16 protein-coding genes and 1 pseudogene are annotated in these 15,707 nt (G+C 62.5%); 7 read left to right on the top strand and 10 right to left on the bottom strand.

The features are described 5' to 3' along the window. Window positions 1–408: 408 nt before the first annotated feature. The 4 genes from JJC00_RS35805 to JJC00_RS35790 all read left to right on the top strand — a co-directional run bounded on the left by JJC00_RS35805 (window position 409) and on the right by JJC00_RS35790 (window position 3,439). Complete coding sequence (locus JJC00_RS35805; protein WP_200470420.1) at window positions 409–1,356, top strand: hypothetical protein; 948 nt, start codon at window positions 409–411, stop codon at window positions 1,354–1,356. Between the two features lie 85 nt (window positions 1,357–1,441). After that, the gene (locus JJC00_RS35800; protein ID WP_200470419.1) at window positions 1,442–2,302 is read left to right on the top strand and encodes a hypothetical protein; all 861 of its coding nucleotides are present in this window, start codon (window positions 1,442–1,444) and stop codon (window positions 2,300–2,302) included. A gap of 44 nt (window positions 2,303–2,346) precedes the next feature. Continuing rightward, window positions 2,347–2,862, top strand: coding sequence for a DUF3455 domain-containing protein (locus tag JJC00_RS35795; protein WP_246774036.1), 516 nt, complete (start codon window positions 2,347–2,349; stop codon window positions 2,860–2,862). A gap of 307 nt (window positions 2,863–3,169) precedes the next feature. Further along, window positions 3,170–3,439: a hypothetical protein gene (locus tag JJC00_RS35790; RefSeq protein ID WP_156947620.1), complete on the top strand. Its 270-nt coding sequence runs from the start codon at window positions 3,170–3,172 to the stop codon at window positions 3,437–3,439. A gap of 400 nt (window positions 3,440–3,839) precedes the next feature. Here the strand turns inward: JJC00_RS35790 and JJC00_RS35785 are convergent, their stop codons facing one another. Together JJC00_RS35785 and JJC00_RS35780 are read right to left on the bottom strand one after the other, a co-directional pair. Beyond that, on the bottom strand, window positions 3,840–4,262 hold the full coding sequence (locus JJC00_RS35785) for a GFA family protein (RefSeq protein ID WP_200470418.1): 423 nt from the start codon (window positions 4,260–4,262) through the stop codon (window positions 3,840–3,842). 158 nt (window positions 4,263–4,420) lie between these two features. Continuing rightward, complete coding sequence (locus tag JJC00_RS35780) at window positions 4,421–5,119, bottom strand: winged helix-turn-helix transcriptional regulator (protein ID WP_200470417.1); 699 nt, start codon at window positions 5,117–5,119, stop codon at window positions 4,421–4,423. Between the two features lie 226 nt (window positions 5,120–5,345). On the opposite strand from JJC00_RS35780, the gene JJC00_RS35775 reads away from it, so the two are divergent. Next, window positions 5,346–5,864 (top strand): SRPBCC family protein, encoded by a 519-nt coding sequence (locus JJC00_RS35775; protein WP_200470416.1) that lies wholly within the window; start codon window positions 5,346–5,348, stop codon window positions 5,862–5,864. On the opposite strand, the gene JJC00_RS35770 is transcribed toward JJC00_RS35775, so the two are convergent. Further along, window positions 5,842–6,126 (bottom strand): hypothetical protein, encoded by a 285-nt coding sequence (locus tag JJC00_RS35770; RefSeq protein ID WP_200470415.1) that lies wholly within the window; start codon window positions 6,124–6,126, stop codon window positions 5,842–5,844. The two genes, JJC00_RS35775 and JJC00_RS35770, sit on opposite strands and share 23 nt — an antisense overlap. Before the next feature lie 64 nt (window positions 6,127–6,190). Here JJC00_RS35770 and JJC00_RS35765 point away from each other — a divergent pair, with 64 nt between their 5' ends. Further along, on the top strand, window positions 6,191–7,399 hold the full coding sequence (locus JJC00_RS35765) for a helix-turn-helix transcriptional regulator (protein ID WP_200470414.1): 1,209 nt from the start codon (window positions 6,191–6,193) through the stop codon (window positions 7,397–7,399). 47 nt (window positions 7,400–7,446) lie between these two features. On the opposite strand, the gene JJC00_RS35760 is transcribed toward JJC00_RS35765, so the two are convergent. Together JJC00_RS35760 and lepA are read right to left on the bottom strand one after the other, a co-directional pair. Then, the gene (locus tag JJC00_RS35760; protein ID WP_200470413.1) at window positions 7,447–7,824 is read right to left on the bottom strand and encodes a hypothetical protein; all 378 of its coding nucleotides are present in this window, start codon (window positions 7,822–7,824) and stop codon (window positions 7,447–7,449) included. Between the two features lie 278 nt (window positions 7,825–8,102). Further along, on the bottom strand, window positions 8,103–9,914 hold the full coding sequence (gene lepA / locus JJC00_RS35755) for a translation elongation factor 4 (protein WP_200470412.1): 1,812 nt from the start codon (window positions 9,912–9,914) through the stop codon (window positions 8,103–8,105). A gap of 113 nt (window positions 9,915–10,027) precedes the next feature. On the opposite strand from lepA, the gene JJC00_RS35750 reads away from it, so the two are divergent. Continuing rightward, entirely contained in the window at window positions 10,028–11,650 is a 1,623-nt protein-coding gene (locus JJC00_RS35750; RefSeq protein WP_200470411.1) for a glycosyltransferase family 39 protein, read from the top strand. A 9-nt stretch (window positions 11,651–11,659) separates the two neighbouring features. Here the strand turns inward: JJC00_RS35750 and JJC00_RS35745 are convergent, their stop codons facing one another. The 5 genes and pseudogenes from JJC00_RS35745 to JJC00_RS35725 all read right to left on the bottom strand — a co-directional run bounded on the left by JJC00_RS35745 (window position 11,660) and on the right by JJC00_RS35725 (window position 15,636). Next, window positions 11,660–11,977, bottom strand: a complete 318-nt coding sequence (locus JJC00_RS35745) for an HPr family phosphocarrier protein (RefSeq protein ID WP_200470410.1) — start codon at window positions 11,975–11,977, stop codon at window positions 11,660–11,662. Beyond that, complete coding sequence (locus tag JJC00_RS35740) at window positions 11,974–12,375, bottom strand: PTS sugar transporter subunit IIA (protein ID WP_007597752.1); 402 nt, start codon at window positions 12,373–12,375, stop codon at window positions 11,974–11,976. The genes JJC00_RS35745 and JJC00_RS35740 overlap by 4 nt, the downstream gene beginning before the upstream one ends. 189 nt (window positions 12,376–12,564) lie before the next feature. Then, window positions 12,565–13,032: pseudogene (locus JJC00_RS35735) on the bottom strand (HPr kinase/phosphorylase). Beyond that, the gene (locus JJC00_RS35730; RefSeq protein ID WP_200470408.1) at window positions 13,029–14,819 is read right to left on the bottom strand and encodes a sensor histidine kinase; all 1,791 of its coding nucleotides are present in this window, start codon (window positions 14,817–14,819) and stop codon (window positions 13,029–13,031) included. The pseudogene JJC00_RS35735 and the gene JJC00_RS35730 overlap by 4 nt, the downstream one beginning before the upstream one ends. A gap of 115 nt (window positions 14,820–14,934) precedes the next feature. Next, window positions 14,935–15,636 (bottom strand): response regulator transcription factor, encoded by a 702-nt coding sequence (locus JJC00_RS35725; RefSeq protein WP_027535781.1) that lies wholly within the window; start codon window positions 15,634–15,636, stop codon window positions 14,935–14,937. Between the last annotated feature and the right edge of the window lie 71 nt (window positions 15,637–15,707).

Here is a 15,707-nt window from a genome sequence, read left to right as displayed (position 1 = left end):
GTTGGATGGGTAGAGCGAAGCTCGTAGGATGGGTAGAGCGGAAGCGAAACCCATCAAACTTCTTGTCCTCGCAATCGGATCGAGCTGAACGCGGCGCCCGCCCGTCGGGCGATGGGTTTCGCAAGAGCTCAACCCATCCTACCGGCTTCCTGCCTTCCATCTTTGCCGGATGTTTCCGTTTGCGCGGGATGCCGCCGCTGTAGTCCTTGCGTCCTCTGAGCGCGTTTCCATTGGATTGCCGTCACGCCGAAGTGACGCCTCCGTGGGAAATGTGCCGTCTGGCTTCCCCCGACTGGCGGACGCGGAGTGCTCGATGTGATGACACGGTTGCGTGGATCTCGCCGCTACGAGATCGACAACCTGATCGCAGGCTGATCGGAAGCTGCGAGCAAGCACAGCGAGTGTCTCATGAAAACATTCAACTCCGTCATTAGATCAACAAGCGCCATCACAGCCCTTGCTGCCGGGATTCTTCTGGTCGCGGCACAAGGGGCCACTGCCGGCAATCATGGTGGCAATCATGGCTTCAACCATTTTGGTCATGGCGGCGGCAGTGACACCAGGCGCGGCATGGGCGATCCGGCTGGCAATGCCATCGGCGCCGAGCGTCGCGGCAGCGACCAATCTGATCGCAAGCCCATGTTTGGTCTCAAGCCAGATCGTGCCGACAAGCATGCCAACAAGCAGGACCGAGAGCACGACAAATGGGGACGGGACCGAGAGCGGCTCGCTGACGGCAAGAAATTGACTGGGCCCACGGGCAAGCCGAGCGACAAGCCTGTTGAGGCGAGTAGCGGAAAGCCAACTGACTCAGCTGCAAGCAAACCTATTGCTTCCGGCTCCGTGAGCACGGCCGCCGTCGCTCCGCCCGTTAACACCATCCATCCGATTCTCAGCCCGCCCGCCGGCAACGTGACCGTGTCCAACGGCGTGACCAAGTATGAAATACCCGATGGCGCGGGAGGGGTGTCGGCATATTCCAGCGCTCCCGGCAAGATCACCGTGACCAACGGCAAGGATTCGGTGACCTTGAACGGCAGCTCCGTGACGGTGTCCAACGCGCTCGGGGTCGGAGCCGCGCAGAATAACGTTCAAGTTGGCGCTCGGAACGGCGAAGGCAAGACGGTCGTCAGCGTTGCGCCGACGCCGGAGGCGCCGACCGTTAGAGGCACTGTCACCGGTTTTGATTCGCCGCCTCTTGCGAAAGCTGCCGTCGTGATGATGTACGGAGTTCCAATCGCCACCTTTGGCCCTCCCGTTGCTGCCGGCTATGGCCTCGCCAAAGACGGAGTTAAGGGCGCTGTTCACGGCGTCAAAGAGTCGGCGAAGGCCGTCTATGACTTTCTGACTTGGTGACCTCTGCAACTGATCGCGTGGGCGGCGGGCTTATTCTCGTCGCCCTGCCAGCACCAGTGCCTAGTAGCCATCCGAGGAGACCAGAATGTCCAGACTTTCACGTCACACGATCCCCACCGTCGCGCTCACCCTGATCAGCTTCGGGGCTTTCACCCAGCAGGCCCTTGCTGAGCCTGAAAACTGCTCGGCGAGATTCAACCATTGCATTCGCGATGGCGAGAAACTCGGCTCTTTCAACGCCTGCAACAGAGCAGAGAAAGCGTGCCAAGGCAGGAATCGCGACAGGGGATATAAAGGCAATGAGGTGCAAGGCCGCGGGACGGAGGGCAAGGAAAAGAACACGGGGGGAAAGGGCGGAGGCAAGACTGCCTCAGATGGCGCGACCTGGAATGGCGAGTACACGACCGTCGTCGTGACGGACAATGCAGGCACCAGCACCTACACGGTCAAACAAGGCGTCCCTATCGAAAATGGACAGATGATTCTAGCACCAAACGGTGCCAGCTATCACGTCTGGGATCCTGAACTGGCGAGGCAACTCAAAGCAGCAGGCGTCAATGCCGCCTACGCCAATCCCGCGGCTGCAAAAAACGAGTACGCGCTCTCGCGCGACAAGGTCGTCCGCGACAGAGCGATCGCAGCGGGCCAGCCTGTCCCTCCACCGACCGGCCATCGCAACGACGACGCGTTAGGTAATCGAGCTCCCGTCGTCAACGATCATCGCAATGGCGGCTCGCCCAAGCCCGACAGCCCGCCGCCCGCTGCCGCCCCGGGAACCGTCAGCAGCACGCCCGTATCCAACCCTGATGCAGTGTCGCGGGTTAGCGATCATCGTCATCCGGCAGGAGCTGCTTCCGGCCACGAAGGCGGGGTTACGGTCACCCAGACGACCAGGACTGCGGGTTCAGGATCTGCTTCGGGTGACGGCAACCGCAGGCAGAAATGAACCGAAATGGATTTGCGCAATCTCGCATCACCTAGGAGAAAGCCATGGATGCTCGCTGGAGAATGCCACTATTCGTCGTCGCACTCAGCGTCGGATCGCTTGCCGCGGCTACTGCCCAGCTCTCAGCGCCGATCCCTACGGCAATTGCAACGCCCAGCCTCGCACTAGCTGTTGTCCTTCATGCCGAGGGGGCTCAAATCTACGAGTGCAGGGCCGCATCCGACGGCAACCTCGCCTGGCGCGCCCGTGAGCCGATCGCCACGCTTGTCTTCGACGGTAGCACGGTCGGGCGCCATTACGCGGGTCCACGCTGGGAGTACGTCGATGGAAGCGTGGTGCACGCCAAGTTGGCCAGCAGCACGCCTGGTGCGTCCGAGGACGATATCCCGTGGCTCCGGCTCGATGTCGTGGACCAGCGCGGCAACGGCAAATTGTCCGGCGTGACCCGCGTAGAGCGTGTCAACACCCGGGGTGGCGTAGCGCGCGGACCTTGCGACGAAGCAGGCGCTTTCCTCAGCGTGCCTTACTCGGCGGATTACGTCTTTTTGCGAAAGGACTGAGACCCTGTGACCAGGCCGGCGCTGAAGACTGCGGAGACTGGCGTCGCGTCTCTCCACATGCAGTCCGCTCAAGCTTGCGCAACGAACCGCGCCAAGCGACCCTCGCGACAAAGAGTGCCGATGCGCTCGGAGTCCTGAAGGAGGTCACTATGCTGATTGATCACGGGCAAACTGAATTCACGTACTGTCCCCCGGTCGGAGGATTTCTGCGGCGGCGCTGAGTGCTAGACGCGGATGGCAATGAATCTCTGTAAGTCGCTTTGCCAAAGCAGGCAGCATCCGCGAGACTAATAGAAAGGAAAAACCCATGAACAAGTCGAAGAACCTCATTTCCACCATCCACATCGTCGCGCTGATTGCAGTCGGAAGCGTTCCGGCGGCAGCCGCCGGCGGTACGTTTGCAGCAGACGCCGCCGGGACTGAAGGCCGCGCCCTCCGAGAAATTCCAATCGAAAAGCCTCTCCCTCCAGTTTACCGGGGCGAGCACAGGCACGATCGTAGTTGGTGGTACCCCTTTCATCGTGGTCACAGCAGCCGGGTCGTCATGACGCCTGTCATCGGCAAGCGCGCGCGATAGAGCACGACAGATCTGCGACTCTCGGGATCCGGGGTTGTTATCAGATGCAGACCAGCGCAGGCCAGCCAAAGGTTGCGGATATGCTGCCTCTGGTTCCCGAGAGGGCACGGCCCGCGAAGACCTTAGCGGCATCGTGCTTGGTCAGAGTTTAAGGACCCTCATCGTCGAAGCCGAGCTCAAATCCGGCTTCGACGAAAGAGACACGCGTTCGACGCTTTTCTGCTCATGCAAAATGGTCGAGAACACGCGGCGTCAGCTGTCGATGTTGGAAGCCGGGACTGCAGGTGTGTTAGCGCGAGTTTCCATCGCTTGCCGACCGACATCGCCGAAGCGCGAGCTTGAGCTCGGGCTTCGGCGAGAACCGTTCTGACGCGGCTTGCCGCTGTCCGGAGAGCCGGCCTTATTCCGGCACTGCTTCGCCGGAGCCGCCGAGTTCGGCCGGAAAATCCTTGAGCTTGGGGAGCCCATCCCGCATGCGCAGCACCGTTTCAGCGTAGTTGACGTGAACGCCAGGCGCAAAGGGAAGGGTCGGGATGGTCGCGGCGAAGACGTCCACAAGCCCCAGCGGCGGATGGTTGGTCATCAGATGACCGCCGCACTTGTTGCAGTACTGGCGCTCGCTGAGTGCCGTCTTCTTGAACGTCGCAACGTGCTCGGCTCCTGACTTGATCTGCACTGCGCCGGGCTTCCACAGGCTGAAGGCATTGACAGGACCGCCGGACCAGGACCGGCAAGAACTGCAATGGCAATACCCCATGGCCTCCGGAGATCCTGTGACCTCGACTTTCACTGCGCCGCAAAAGCAGCTTCCGATGTGACTCATGTCTCTTCTCCCTTTCGAAGTTGATCACGTGTCATCGAGTATCAAAGAGTGTTGACGCGATTCCAGTTCAGGAACTGTACTTGGCGCCAAGAGATGCAATGTCGTCGTGAAGCAGTTCAGCTTCATGCTGGTCGACGGGCTGGAGCCGGATCTTGCGTTCAGCTCGCGAGCTTTTGCTCCTTTGCAAATGGGCTGAGACCAAGCCAGACTTGCATCGCCGAGGCAAGTTGCCGATTTCCGGTCAGCATCATCCGCTCGCTCCCAACGGCAGCGCGTACGGTATCAAGTCCCATCCAGATGGCCGTCATGGTGCGCAGGTCTACTGACACATAGAGATCGACATCGAACCCTGGATCCACCGAGCAGAGATCGACACCATCTTCGGGATCGACGATCAGCCACCAGGAGCGCTGCGCAGCCGACAAGTCAGGGTAGACGAACTGGACTATGCTACGCGTTCGCGGCATGGGGGTCGTATTCAGATTTCGCCGCATGTCCCACATCAGAAGCTGAACGTCCAGGTGCTTCAGCGACAGGTCCGCTTCGATCCGGCGCTGACCCCAGACGCCGAAGGCCTCGATGATGGGCCCGAGTTCGCGTCCAGATACCGTCAGATGATATTCGAAGATGCCGGGATCGGACACCGAGGCCGTGCGGGCGACGATTCCCGCCGCCTCAAGGTCCTTGAGCCGCTGGGAGAGCAGGGCCGGCGACATCCGCGGCACGCCGCGGCGCAAGTCATTAAAACGTGTTGAGCCGGCCACGAGCTCGCGCAGCAACACCACTGTCCAACGGGTGCATAATATCTCTGCTGCCATCGCGACCGGGCAAAATTGCTTATAGCTGCCTGTTGCCATGTTTTCCTCCGCCAATCAGGTCACCGTACGACTTGGACCCGAGCGCTTCCAGTTCAGTTTCTGTACCGGCTTCGATTCAGTTCCTGAACTGGTCGCGCGCAATGCCGGTTGATAACTGGGGGGAGCGAGCTTGGGCTCGCCGAAAACGCGCACTCCGCCTGTCGTCGCGTGCCGCCGATGAGGTGCAGAGCCGCCCCTCGCAGCTTTTAACCAATAAGGATTTCCTATGACATCGTATACGTTTGAACCGACTTTGCCGGTGATAATCCGCTCCGCGGCGCTTGGCGCGGCAGCCCTTGTAGTGATGGGCGTCTCAGCAGCTTCCGCGGCCACGCTGTCACGCAGTGTCGACGTTAAAGGCTCACCATCGGCCGTATGGTCGATGATCGGTCCGTTCTGCGCGATCAAGGACTGGTTGCCGCCCGTGGGCGCCTGCATTGAGGACGGCAAGGCGCCCCCATCCCGAACCCTCGTGACAAAGGACGGCAAGGCGGCATTCGTGGAAAAGCAAACCGCACGCAATGACTCGGAGTATAGCTATTCCTATTCGTTCCTATCGAGTCCGTTGCCGGTGACAAACTACACGTCGACCATCAAGGTTACGGCCAAGGGCGACGGCTCCTCCACTGTCACATGGACCGGCTCTTACACCCCCGACCAAGGCAAGGAAAAGGCGGCTAACGAGGCGTTGAACGGCGTCTATGAAGTTGGTCTGGCCGAAATCAAGGCCAGGCTCGCCAAATAATCCGCGAGGCCATCGTCCCTGATTGCGTCTCTGCCGGTTCGGCATCGCCCAGCGAACGTTCGATGCTGACCGGCAGAGGCAATTTCGTGAGATTGCCTGGCGATTTCAGCAAGGCTTCATCGAAAATAATCTGATTTGAATCCGTTCCACGGATCGCAAATTTATCAATGGCCGGCGGAGACGTGGGTGAACATTGCTCATCCGAAGTGAGTGAATCCCCCTTTGTTGGGCGCTCAGCATTCGTTCCGATCCGGCTGTCCATCGACTGTCCTCCCCTTCTGTCGTCGCAGTTGTGGAATTTCGGTCGCCTGTCGAGAGGAGCAACAGTGGCTAGCAGCATTCAATACCTTCCGAAATCTGTTCCGGCGGGCACCGTTGCTCGGTCGGACGCGGGGAACGAACGGCAGAGCCAATATCAAAAAGCATCTCGTCTGATTGGAGATATCTATGATGCCTCCCTCGACCCGGCGACTTGGACCACTGTCCTCGAAGAGATAGCTGAATTCGTAGGCGGTCCGGCGGCCATGTTGGCCTTCACGCGGCCTGGCCTTACAGTCGTCGAATCGTATCATCAGTTCGGTATCGATGCGCGTAGCATGCGGCTCTATTCGGAGACATATTCGAAATTCAACCCGCTCGCGGCAGTTGCGCTTGTCGGCGTTGGACAAGTCGTCAGCCTTCCGGATCTCGTGTCGTACGAGGAGTTCTGTAAGGGGCGCTTCTATCAGGAATGGGCGGCGCCCCAGGGATGGATCGACGTTGCGAGCGCCGTGCTGGAGAAATCAGCGGCGGGATGTGTCTTTCTCAGCGTCGTCCGCGGCCGGACGGCGGGGATGGTCGACGACGAAATGCGTCGGCGCATGTCGCTTGTCATCCCTCACGTCCGGCGTGCGGCTCTGATAGGCAAGACCATCGATCTCAAGCGCGCAGAGTCGTCGACATTCGCCGAAGCTTTCAATGGACTGTGCTCCGGTCTGTTTCTCGTTGATGGACGACGACATATCGTGCACGCCAACGCCGCAGGGCATGCCCTTCTCAGGGAAGGCAGCGTGTTCCGTTCGATTAATGGCGAACTCAACGCAGGCGAAGCGCAGATCAACAGGATCTTGCGCGACACTTTCGCAGCGGCCGATCAGGGCGGCGCTGTGCGCTCCGCCAGGGGCATTGCGTTGCCACTACAAGCGTCCGACGGAGAACGCTACGTCGCTCACCTGTTGCCGCTGAAATCGGACGCCCATCTGCCTGCTGGCGCTATCAATGGGGCGGTCGCTGCATTGTTCGTCCGCAAGGCCGTCTTGGAAGCACCGTCGGCTCCGGAGGTTATCGGCCGGAGCTACAAGCTGACACCGACCGAGTTGCGCGTGTTGCTTGCCGTCGTGGAAATTGGCGGTGTTCCGGAAGTCGCCGCGGCGCTTGGGGTTGCGGAGAGCACGATCAAGACGCACGTCAGTCGTCTTTATGAAAAAACCGGCGCTGGCCGACAGGCCGATCTGGTCAAGCTTGTCGCCGGATTTTCCACGCCACTAGCGGATTGAAGGCACGCAAACGGCGTGCCTCCACATTTCCTCAGCGCCTTCACTGATCACCATTGCCGGTGCGGGCGAGTGGGGCGGGTCCCGCCACCCATTGAGCCGCCCAACCCGGCAGTGGGTTCGCCGCCGATGCCCTTGCCCGGGCCACCATTGATGTTGAAAGGCTTTGCTGCGGCAGAGCTGATCGGGCGTGCGCCGGTGTTGTCTCGGGCGAACACGCCTTCTGTCGCTGCTATGAGCATAATGCCCGCCACGGCTGTCGTGACGATTGAAAAGAAATTCATGGAATTTTTCATTGTTTGCTTCCTGCTCTGTCCGCTCATCTGGATGCCCGACCAAGCGGCAAGGCCCTGAGCTGCCCGCATCATGGCGACAATTTCTGCTGCCAGCGTCGTTCGATCGGGGGACGGCCCGATGCTCAAGGCCATTAAGGACGTCGCGCTTCAAGCGCGCGAGGCGCGGGGTTCGACACGCCCTGGAAAGGCGGCTGTTCGATCTCCCGGCAATGGTCCCGCCATCCACAAGCGTTGCCATGATGCCATCGTGCCGGTGTTTTGCCCGACGCGTCAAGTTATTTTCGTAAAAATCGAAAAAGCGCAATGCCGACAAGGTGTCGGCTACTGTGCATGGGGTTGTTTTCGCGGTTTTGGTTTGAGCCGAGGCTCGTGCACCCAAAGGACGGCCGTCGCCAGCCAGCGACGGTGCCTCAGCTGTCCACCTTCAGCGCGGCAATGAAGGCTTCCTGCGGGATGTCGACCTTGCCGAACTGCCGCATCTTCTTCTTGCCTTCCTTCTGCTTCTCCAGAAGTTTGCGCTTACGCGTGATGTCGCCGCCGTAGCACTTCGCGGTGACGTCCTTGCGCAGCGCGCGGACGGTCTCGCGCGCGATCACCTTGCCGCCGATCGCCGCCTGGATCGGGATCTGGAACATGTGCGGCGGGATCAGCTCCTTCATCTTCTCGACCATGGCGCGGCCGCGGCCTTCCGCGCGGGTGCGATGCACGAGCATCGAGAGCGCATCGACCGGCTCGGCGTTGACCAGGATCTGCATCTTGACCAGGTCGGCCGGCTTGTAGTCGGTGAGATGATAGTCGAACGAGGCGTAGCCCTTGGAGACCGACTTCAGCCGGTCGTAGAAGTCGAACACGACCTCGTTGAGCGGCAGATCGTATTTCACCATCGCGCGGGCGCCGACATAGGTCAGCTCCTTCTGCGCGCCGCGGCGGTCCTGGCACAGCTTCAGCACGCTGCCGAGATATTCGTCGGGCGTAAGGATCGTCGCCTCGATCCAGGGCTCCTGGATCTCCTCGATCTTCACCACGTCGGGCATGTCGACGGGGTTGTGGATCTCGAGCTCGCTGCCGTCGGTCAGCTTCATCTTGTAGATGACGCTCGGCGCGGTCGCGATCAGGTTGAGGTCGAACTCGCGCGACAGCCGCTCCTGGATGATCTCGAGGTGCAACAGCCCGAGGAAGCCGCAGCGGAAGCCGAAGCCGAGCGCGGCCGAGGTTTCCATCTCGAAGGAGAAGCTGGCGTCGTTCAGCCGCAGCTTGCCCATCGCAGCACGCAGCGTCTCGAAGTCGTTGGCGTCGACGGGGAACAGGCCGCAGAACACGACCGGAATTGCGGGCTTGAAGCCCGGCAGCATCTCGGTGACAGGCTTCCTGTCGTCGGTGATGGTATCGCCGACGCGGGTGTCGGCGACTTCCTTGATCGCGGCGGTGATGAAGCCGATCTCGCCGGGGCCGAGCTCGTCGACCTGCTGCATCTTCGGCGTGAAGAAGCCGACGCGCTCGATGTCATAGGCCGCACCCGTGCCCATCATGCGGACGCGGCTGCCCTTCTTCATCACGCCGTCGACGACGCGGATCAGCACGACGACGCCGAGATAGACGTCGTACCAGCTGTCGACCAGCAGCGCCTTCAAGGTCGCGTCGCGATCGCCCTTCGGCGGCGGCAGGCGGGTGACGATGGCTTCCAGCACGTCGGGAACGCCGAGGCCGGTCTTGGCCGAGATCATCACGGCGTCGGAGGCGTCGATGCCGATGACGTCCTCGATCTGCTGCTTGACCTTGTCCGGCTCTGCTGCGGGAAGGTCGACCTTGTTCAGGACCGGAACGATCTCGTGATTGTTGTCGAGCGCCTGGTAGACGTTGGCGAGTGTCTGTGCCTCGACGCCCTGGCTGGCGTCGACCACCAGCAGGGAACCCTCGCACGCCGCCAGCGACCGCGAGACTTCGTAGGCGAAGTCGACATGGCCGGGCGTGTCCATCAGGTTGAAGATGTAGTCCTTGCCGTCCTTGGCGCGGTAGGCAAGCCGCACCGTCTGCGCCTTGATGGTGATGCCGCGCTCGCGCTCGATGTCCATGGAATCGAGCACCTGCTCCTTGCCCGCCATTTCGCGGTCGGTGAGGCCGCCGGTCATCTGGATCAGACGGTCGGCCAGCGTCGATTTGCCATGGTCGATATGGGCGACGATGGAGAAATTGCGGATGTTGGAAATGGGGACGGTCGTCATGGGCGCGGGATACCACTCACATCCCCGTGCGGCAACCATATTGCTGTATTTTCAGGGCCTTTCTTCACGCCAAGCTGATTCCACCGGAGCCCAAAACGCGCTACGCAACGCCGATGTCAACGACCTCGATCCCCTCCGCCCGGACGCGCGTAACCCGGATGAACTTCAACCGCTTCCGGGCCTGGCTGGTTGCCTACGCGACCGACCCCTCAGCCCGGCTCTGGCTGGTGATCCAGCTCGCCATCCTGCATGCCGTGATCTGGACCTTCATCCTGATCAATCTCAAGGCGGCGCAGGACGTTCACATGGACGTCGCAGAAGCCTGGGGCTGGGGCCAGAAATTCCTGTGGGGCTACGGCAAGCATCCGCCGCTGTCGGGCTGGATCGCCGGCCTCTGGTTCAAGGTCTTCCCAGCGGCGGACTGGGCGACCTATGCGCTGGCGATGGCGACGGTCAGCGTCGGCATGGTGATCTGCTGGCTGGTGAGCTTGCGCGTCGTCGATCCGCGCCGCGCGTTCCTGGTCGTGGTGATGGTCGCGCTCTATCCGATCTTCAATTTCAAGGGGTTCAAGTACAACCCCGATCTGCTTCAGCTCGTCACGCTGCCGCTCGTCGTGCTCGCGTATCTCAACGCGTTCGAGAAGCGGAGCTGGCAGTCCGGAGTCTTTCTCGGGCTCGCCGGCGCGCTGGCGCTGATGACCAAATACTGGGTGCTGACCATGATCGGCGCCATTGGCCTTGCCGCGCTGATCCATCCGGAGCGCATAAGATTCCTGCTGTCGCCGGCGCCCTGGGTCGCGATCGCGACGATGGCGGTGGCGATGATCCCGCACATCGTCTGGCTTGCGGATGCGCATTTCGTGCCGCTGACCTATGCCGGCGACACCTACAGCATCGAGGATGCCGGCCAGGTGCGGCAGCTCGTGTTCGGCTATGTCCTGCACAATGCCGCGCTGCTGGCGCTGCCGGTAGCGCTCGCCGCACTCGCGATGGCGCTGGTGCCGCCGTGGGCAACGCTGCTTGCGCGCGCGCCGCTGCGCATTGTCACGCGGGCCTGGGCGCGCGGCGCCAATGCGGGCGTCAACGTTTCCCAGGCGCTGAACATCTGGATCATCCAGATCATCGTCGCGGCCGGGCCGCCGCTCGGCGCGCTCGTGTTCTCCATCTACATGAAGACCGATTGGGGCATCTCGCTGTTCTTCCTGGTGCCGCTCGCACTGGTGGCGATCCCGGCGCTGCGGGTGCAGAGTGCCGTGCTGTTCAACATCACCGTGATTTGGCTGGTGCTCAGCGTCGCGACGCTCGTCGCCTCACCCTGGATCGCCGCCCGCGAGATGGCGGCGAATTCGGACAACACGGCGACCTATGGCGCACGCTCGGAGCTCGCGCGCGAGCTGACGCAAGCCTGGCATTCGCGCTTCGCCTCGCGCTGGGCGATCGTCGCCGGCACGATGGAATCGATCCAGCCGATGGTGTTCTACAGCCCGGATCACCCGGCTGCGTTCACGCCGAATGAGGCGTGGGGCTCCGGGCTGACGACACTCGACGACGTCAAGAAGTACGGTTTTATCGGCGTGTTCGATCCGACCGACGGCCGCCTGCCGGCATTCGAGAAGTGGGTGTCCGAAATCGCGCCGAACGCCGAGCGCATGGTGATGACGACGCGCCGCTTCACCCACGGCAAGGCCGGCCCGTCGATGACGTGGAACGTCTACATCGCCCCGCCGGCGAAGTGACCAAGGCGCCTAAACCCCTTCCTCGTTGAACTTGCTTTCAACGAGATCGGTGATTGCCGCAAGCGCGGCTTCCGCATCGGCGCCGGCGGCGGCGACGGTGATCGTCGTGCCTGGTCCTGCCGCGAGCATCATCAGGCCCATGATCGAGGTGCCGCCGACGGTCTCGCCGCCGCGCGTCACCCACACCTGCGCGTTGAAGCGCTCGACCGCCTGGACGAATTTTGCCGAGGCGCGCGCATGCAAGCCGCGCTTGTTGATGATCAGGAGCTCTTTGGAGATCGCGCCCGCGGGCACGCCTGTCCCCGCTTGCGGCGCGTCGTCGCTCATTTGCCGGCGAGCACTCGGCTGGCGATGGTGACGTATTTGCGACCGGCTTCCTGGGCCATCGCGATCGCGTCGGGCAGCGGCCGCTCTTCGCGCACCTTGGCGAGCTTCACCAGCATCGGCAGGTTGATGCCCGCGAGCACTTCGACCTTCGGCCGGCTCATGCAGGAAATCGCGAGGTTCGACGGGGTACCGCCGAACATGTCGGTGAGGATCGCAACGCCGTCGCCGGAATCGACGCGGTTAACCGCCTCGATGATGTCGCTTCGGCAGAGATCGGAATCGTCTTCGGCACCGATCGTAATCGCTTCGATTTGCTTTTGTGGGCCCATGACATGTTCAAGCGCTGCCTTGAATTCGTCGGCAAGGCGCCCGTGGGTCACAAGTACTAGACCAATCATCGGAAAACTCCCGCGGGCGCTTTTGGTGCACCGCACGAACGCGCCACTTTGACCATCCAGAGCCCCCGCGCAAGGGGGGATGTTGCGTATCTCCCTGAATCTAGACGGATGGATAAGGGGAGCTGCGCCGGTCTACTCGGTCGCGAGTGTGGGGTTCATATGGTTACAAATTCCCTTCAAACAATCGCCTCACGGGTTAGCCGGAGGTTAACTCTTGGTAGTGATCAAGGTCGCAACAACCAGGGGGAGCGGCGAATCGCCGCGCTTGACTGGGATTCGCGGTATTTCGACGCCCAAAATGATGGTTTTCAGCGATTCCGGCGACGGCAGCCGTTCGGCGTCGTCGGCATCCAGATCGACCACGAGGCCGACCGTCGCATGCTCCACGAAGTCGCAGCGGCGGATGCCCAGCCCGCGAATCTCGATCAGCCCGGCCAGGAGGGGGGCGGGACGGACCGCAATTTCATGGCCGACTGTCGCCAGATGGACACGGTCGTCGCCGACCAGCACGGCGCTTTCGACCACGCCTGAGCGCCCCGCCATGATCAAATCGAAGGCAAGGCGCGACTTGCCGGCTCCCGAAGGCCCGCGGATCAGCACCGCCAGGGGGCCGACCTTGACCGCGGAGGCGTGAACGCTCGGCTCGCCGTCGCTCATAGCGCCGGCAGCCTCACCACGAAGCGTGCGCCGGCAACCGTCGGCGCCCCGTCTTCATCAGCGGGGCCGGCGCGGTTCTCCGCCCAGATGCGTCCGCCATGGGCATCGACGATCTGCTTGGAGATCGACAGGCCGAGGCCGGAATTCTGGCCAAAACCCTGATGCGGCCGGTCGGTGTAGAAGCGCTCGAAGATGCGCTCCAGCGCGTCGTCGCGGATGCCGGGGCCGTCGTCGTCGACCACGATCTCGATCTCGCCGCGCACGCGGCGGCAGGTCAGGCGCACCTTGCTGCCGGCTTCCGAGAAGGACTGCGCGTTGGAGAGCAGGTTGGAAACCACCTGCCCGAGCCGCGAATCATGGCCCGTGACCGCGAAAATGTCGGTCGGGCTGCGGCCCTCGAAGCGTGCCTCGACGGCGACGTCGTGACCGAGCTTGGTTTCATTGGCGACCGCGACGAGCGTGCCCAGGAGCCGCCTCAGATCGACCGGGATCGCATCCTGCCGCTGCAATTCGGCATCGAGCCGGCTCGCATCGGAGATGTCCGAGATCAGGCGGTCCAGCCGCTTGACGTCGTGCTCGATCACCTCGAGCAGGCGGGCGCGGCTGTTCTCGTTGCGCGCCAGCGGCATCGTCTCGACCGCGGAGCGCAGCGAGGTCAGCGGGTTCTTCAGCTCGTGGGCGACGTCGGCGGCGAACATCTCGATCGCCTCGATCCGCTTGTAGAGCGCGCTGGTCATATCGCGTAGCGCGCCGGAGAGATGGCCGATCTCGTCGCGGCGGCGGGTGAAGTCGGGAATCTCGACGCGGGTCTTGATGCGGCGGCGGACCCGCTCGGCGCTGTCGGCGAGCCGGCGCACGGGGCCTGCGATCGTGCTCGCGAGCAGCAGCGACAGCATGATCATGACCGCGGCAGCGACGCCGCCGACTTTCAGGATCGCGAGGCGCTCGGCGGTGACCATCTGATCGATTTCGTCGCCCTGCGTCGACAGCATCAGCGCGCCGCGGATGGCGCGTGCGCGCTGCACGGGGACCGCGACCGAGACAATCACCTCGCCGCGCGCATTGACCCGCACCATCGAGCGCTTCTGGCCCTGGAGCGCATCGGCGACTTCGACATAGCCATTGCCGTTCTCGCGTCCGAGTTCGCGATAGAGCGGCAGGTCGCCGCGGTTCAGCCAAGTCCGGGTCGCGACCATGGCGCGCTCGACCAGCCCGGGTTTCTCGGACGGTGGCGGCAGCGGAAAGGCCCGGAGGACGTCGAGGTCACGGCTGTCGAGCAACACCGAACCGTTGGGATCGAAAATCCGCGCGCGGGTCTTGGTCGGCGAGATCAGCGTGCGCAACACCGGCGCCACGCGCTCGGGGTTGATCGGAAAATCCAGCGAATCGTCGGGCCCGCCATAGCTCTCACCCAGTTTCAGGTCGAGCAGCCGTTCGGGATCGACGGTGATCGCGTTGGTCTGCACCGTCGCCGAGGCGCCGATGGCGCCGGCGATGATTTCGGCCTGCACCAGCAGGCTCTGCGCGCGTGCGTCGATCAGGCCGGCGCGGAACTGCGACAGATAGAGGATGCTCGCGACCAGCGCGACAAGGCCTGCGAGGTTGAGCGAGACGATGCGGCGGGTCAGGCTCGAGAAGGACAACGCGAAGAAGAACTGGCCGGCGCGCTTGAGCCAGTTCAGCGGCCCCCAGCCTCGCGTGATCGGCTTGTCCTCATGCTCCGAGGCGCCGTGGGCGGTAACGTCCTCGGCGTTCGAACTCGGATCAGGCTGCGTTCGGTCAAGCAATGCTTACGCCCGCGTTAGGACAGCTCGTGCGACGGTCCCCGCATCCTAGAGCATGCCCGGTTCCGATGGAATCAGAACCGGCGCAGCTCTCATCTGTTGTGAAGGCGCCTGCGCCTCAGGCTTCCTTGAAGCGGTAGCCGACGCCGTAGAGCGTCTCGATCATCTCGAAATCGTTGTCGACCACCTTGAACTTCTTGCGCAGCCGCTTGATGTGGCTGTCGATGGTGCGGTCGTCGACATAGACCTGATCGTCATAGGCGGCATCCATCAGCGCATTGCGGCTCTTGACCACGCCGGGCCGTGTTGCCAGCGCCTGGAGGATCAGGAATTCGGTGACCGTCAGCGTCACCGGCTCGTTCTTCCAGGTGCAGGTATGCCGTTCCGGATCCATGCGCAGCAGGCCGCGGTCGAGCGCCTTGGCATCGTTCTCCTTCGGCGCGACGGTCGGATCCTTCGGCGCCGAGCGACGCAGCACCGCCTTGACGCGTTCGACCAGCAGGCGCTGCGAGAACGGTTTACGGATGAAATCATCGGCGCCCATCTTGAGACCGAACAGCTCGTCGATCTCCTCGTCCTTGGAGGTCAGGAAGATCACCGGCAAGTCGGACTTCTGCCTGAGACGGCGCAGCGTCTCCATGCCGTCCATGCGCGGCATCTTGATATCGAGGATGGCGAGATCGGGCTGGGTGGTGCGGAAACCGTCAAGCGCGGAGGCGCCGTCGGTGTAGGTCATGATGCGGTAGCCTTCGGCTTCCAGCGCGATCGAGACGGATGTGAGAATGTTGCGGTCGTCGTCGACCAAAGCGATTGTGGGCATGAGCCTGTGCTTTCTGCTTTCCGTTTGGGTCGTGGCTTAAACGGCGAGCAATCCAGTGATGCGCCGCATAC

The organism is Bradyrhizobium diazoefficiens (assembly GCF_016616885.1).
Taxonomy (GTDB): Bacteria; Pseudomonadota; Alphaproteobacteria; order Rhizobiales; family Xanthobacteraceae; genus Bradyrhizobium; species Bradyrhizobium diazoefficiens_F.
This window is presented reverse-complemented; position numbering and strand designations above follow the sequence as displayed.

What these genes read in the sequence shown, in the direction of transcription:
- JJC00_RS35800 (WP_200470419.1), top strand. Translation starts at nt 1,442, where the DNA reads ATGTCCAGACTTTCACGTCACACGATCCCCACCGTCGCGCTCACCCTG.
- JJC00_RS35745 (WP_200470410.1), bottom strand. Translation starts at nt 11,977, where the DNA reads ATGAGCGACGACGCGCCGCAAGCGGGGACAGGCGTGCCCGCGGGCGCG.
- JJC00_RS35795 (WP_246774036.1), top strand. Translation starts at nt 2,347, where the DNA reads ATGGATGCTCGCTGGAGAATGCCACTATTCGTCGTCGCACTCAGCGTC.
- JJC00_RS35750 (WP_200470411.1), top strand. Translation starts at nt 10,028, where the DNA reads ATGTCAACGACCTCGATCCCCTCCGCCCGGACGCGCGTAACCCGGATG.
- JJC00_RS35775 (WP_200470416.1), top strand. Translation starts at nt 5,346, where the DNA reads ATGACATCGTATACGTTTGAACCGACTTTGCCGGTGATAATCCGCTCC.
- JJC00_RS35790 (WP_156947620.1), top strand. Translation starts at nt 3,170, where the DNA reads ATGAACAAGTCGAAGAACCTCATTTCCACCATCCACATCGTCGCGCTG.
- JJC00_RS35725 (WP_027535781.1), bottom strand. Translation starts at nt 15,636, where the DNA reads ATGCCCACAATCGCTTTGGTCGACGACGACCGCAACATTCTCACATCC.
- JJC00_RS35785 (WP_200470418.1), bottom strand. Translation starts at nt 4,262, where the DNA reads ATGAGTCACATCGGAAGCTGCTTTTGCGGCGCAGTGAAAGTCGAGGTC.
- JJC00_RS35770 (WP_200470415.1), bottom strand. Translation starts at nt 6,126, where the DNA reads ATGGACAGCCGGATCGGAACGAATGCTGAGCGCCCAACAAAGGGGGAT.
- lepA (WP_200470412.1), bottom strand. Translation starts at nt 9,914, where the DNA reads ATGACGACCGTCCCCATTTCCAACATCCGCAATTTCTCCATCGTCGCC.
- JJC00_RS35760 (WP_200470413.1), bottom strand. Translation starts at nt 7,824, where the DNA reads ATGGCCTTGAGCATCGGGCCGTCCCCCGATCGAACGACGCTGGCAGCA.
- JJC00_RS35780 (WP_200470417.1), bottom strand. Translation starts at nt 5,119, where the DNA reads ATGGCAACAGGCAGCTATAAGCAATTTTGCCCGGTCGCGATGGCAGCA.
- JJC00_RS35740 (WP_007597752.1), bottom strand. Translation starts at nt 12,375, where the DNA reads ATGATTGGTCTAGTACTTGTGACCCACGGGCGCCTTGCCGACGAATTC.
- JJC00_RS35805 (WP_200470420.1), top strand. Translation starts at nt 409, where the DNA reads ATGAAAACATTCAACTCCGTCATTAGATCAACAAGCGCCATCACAGCC.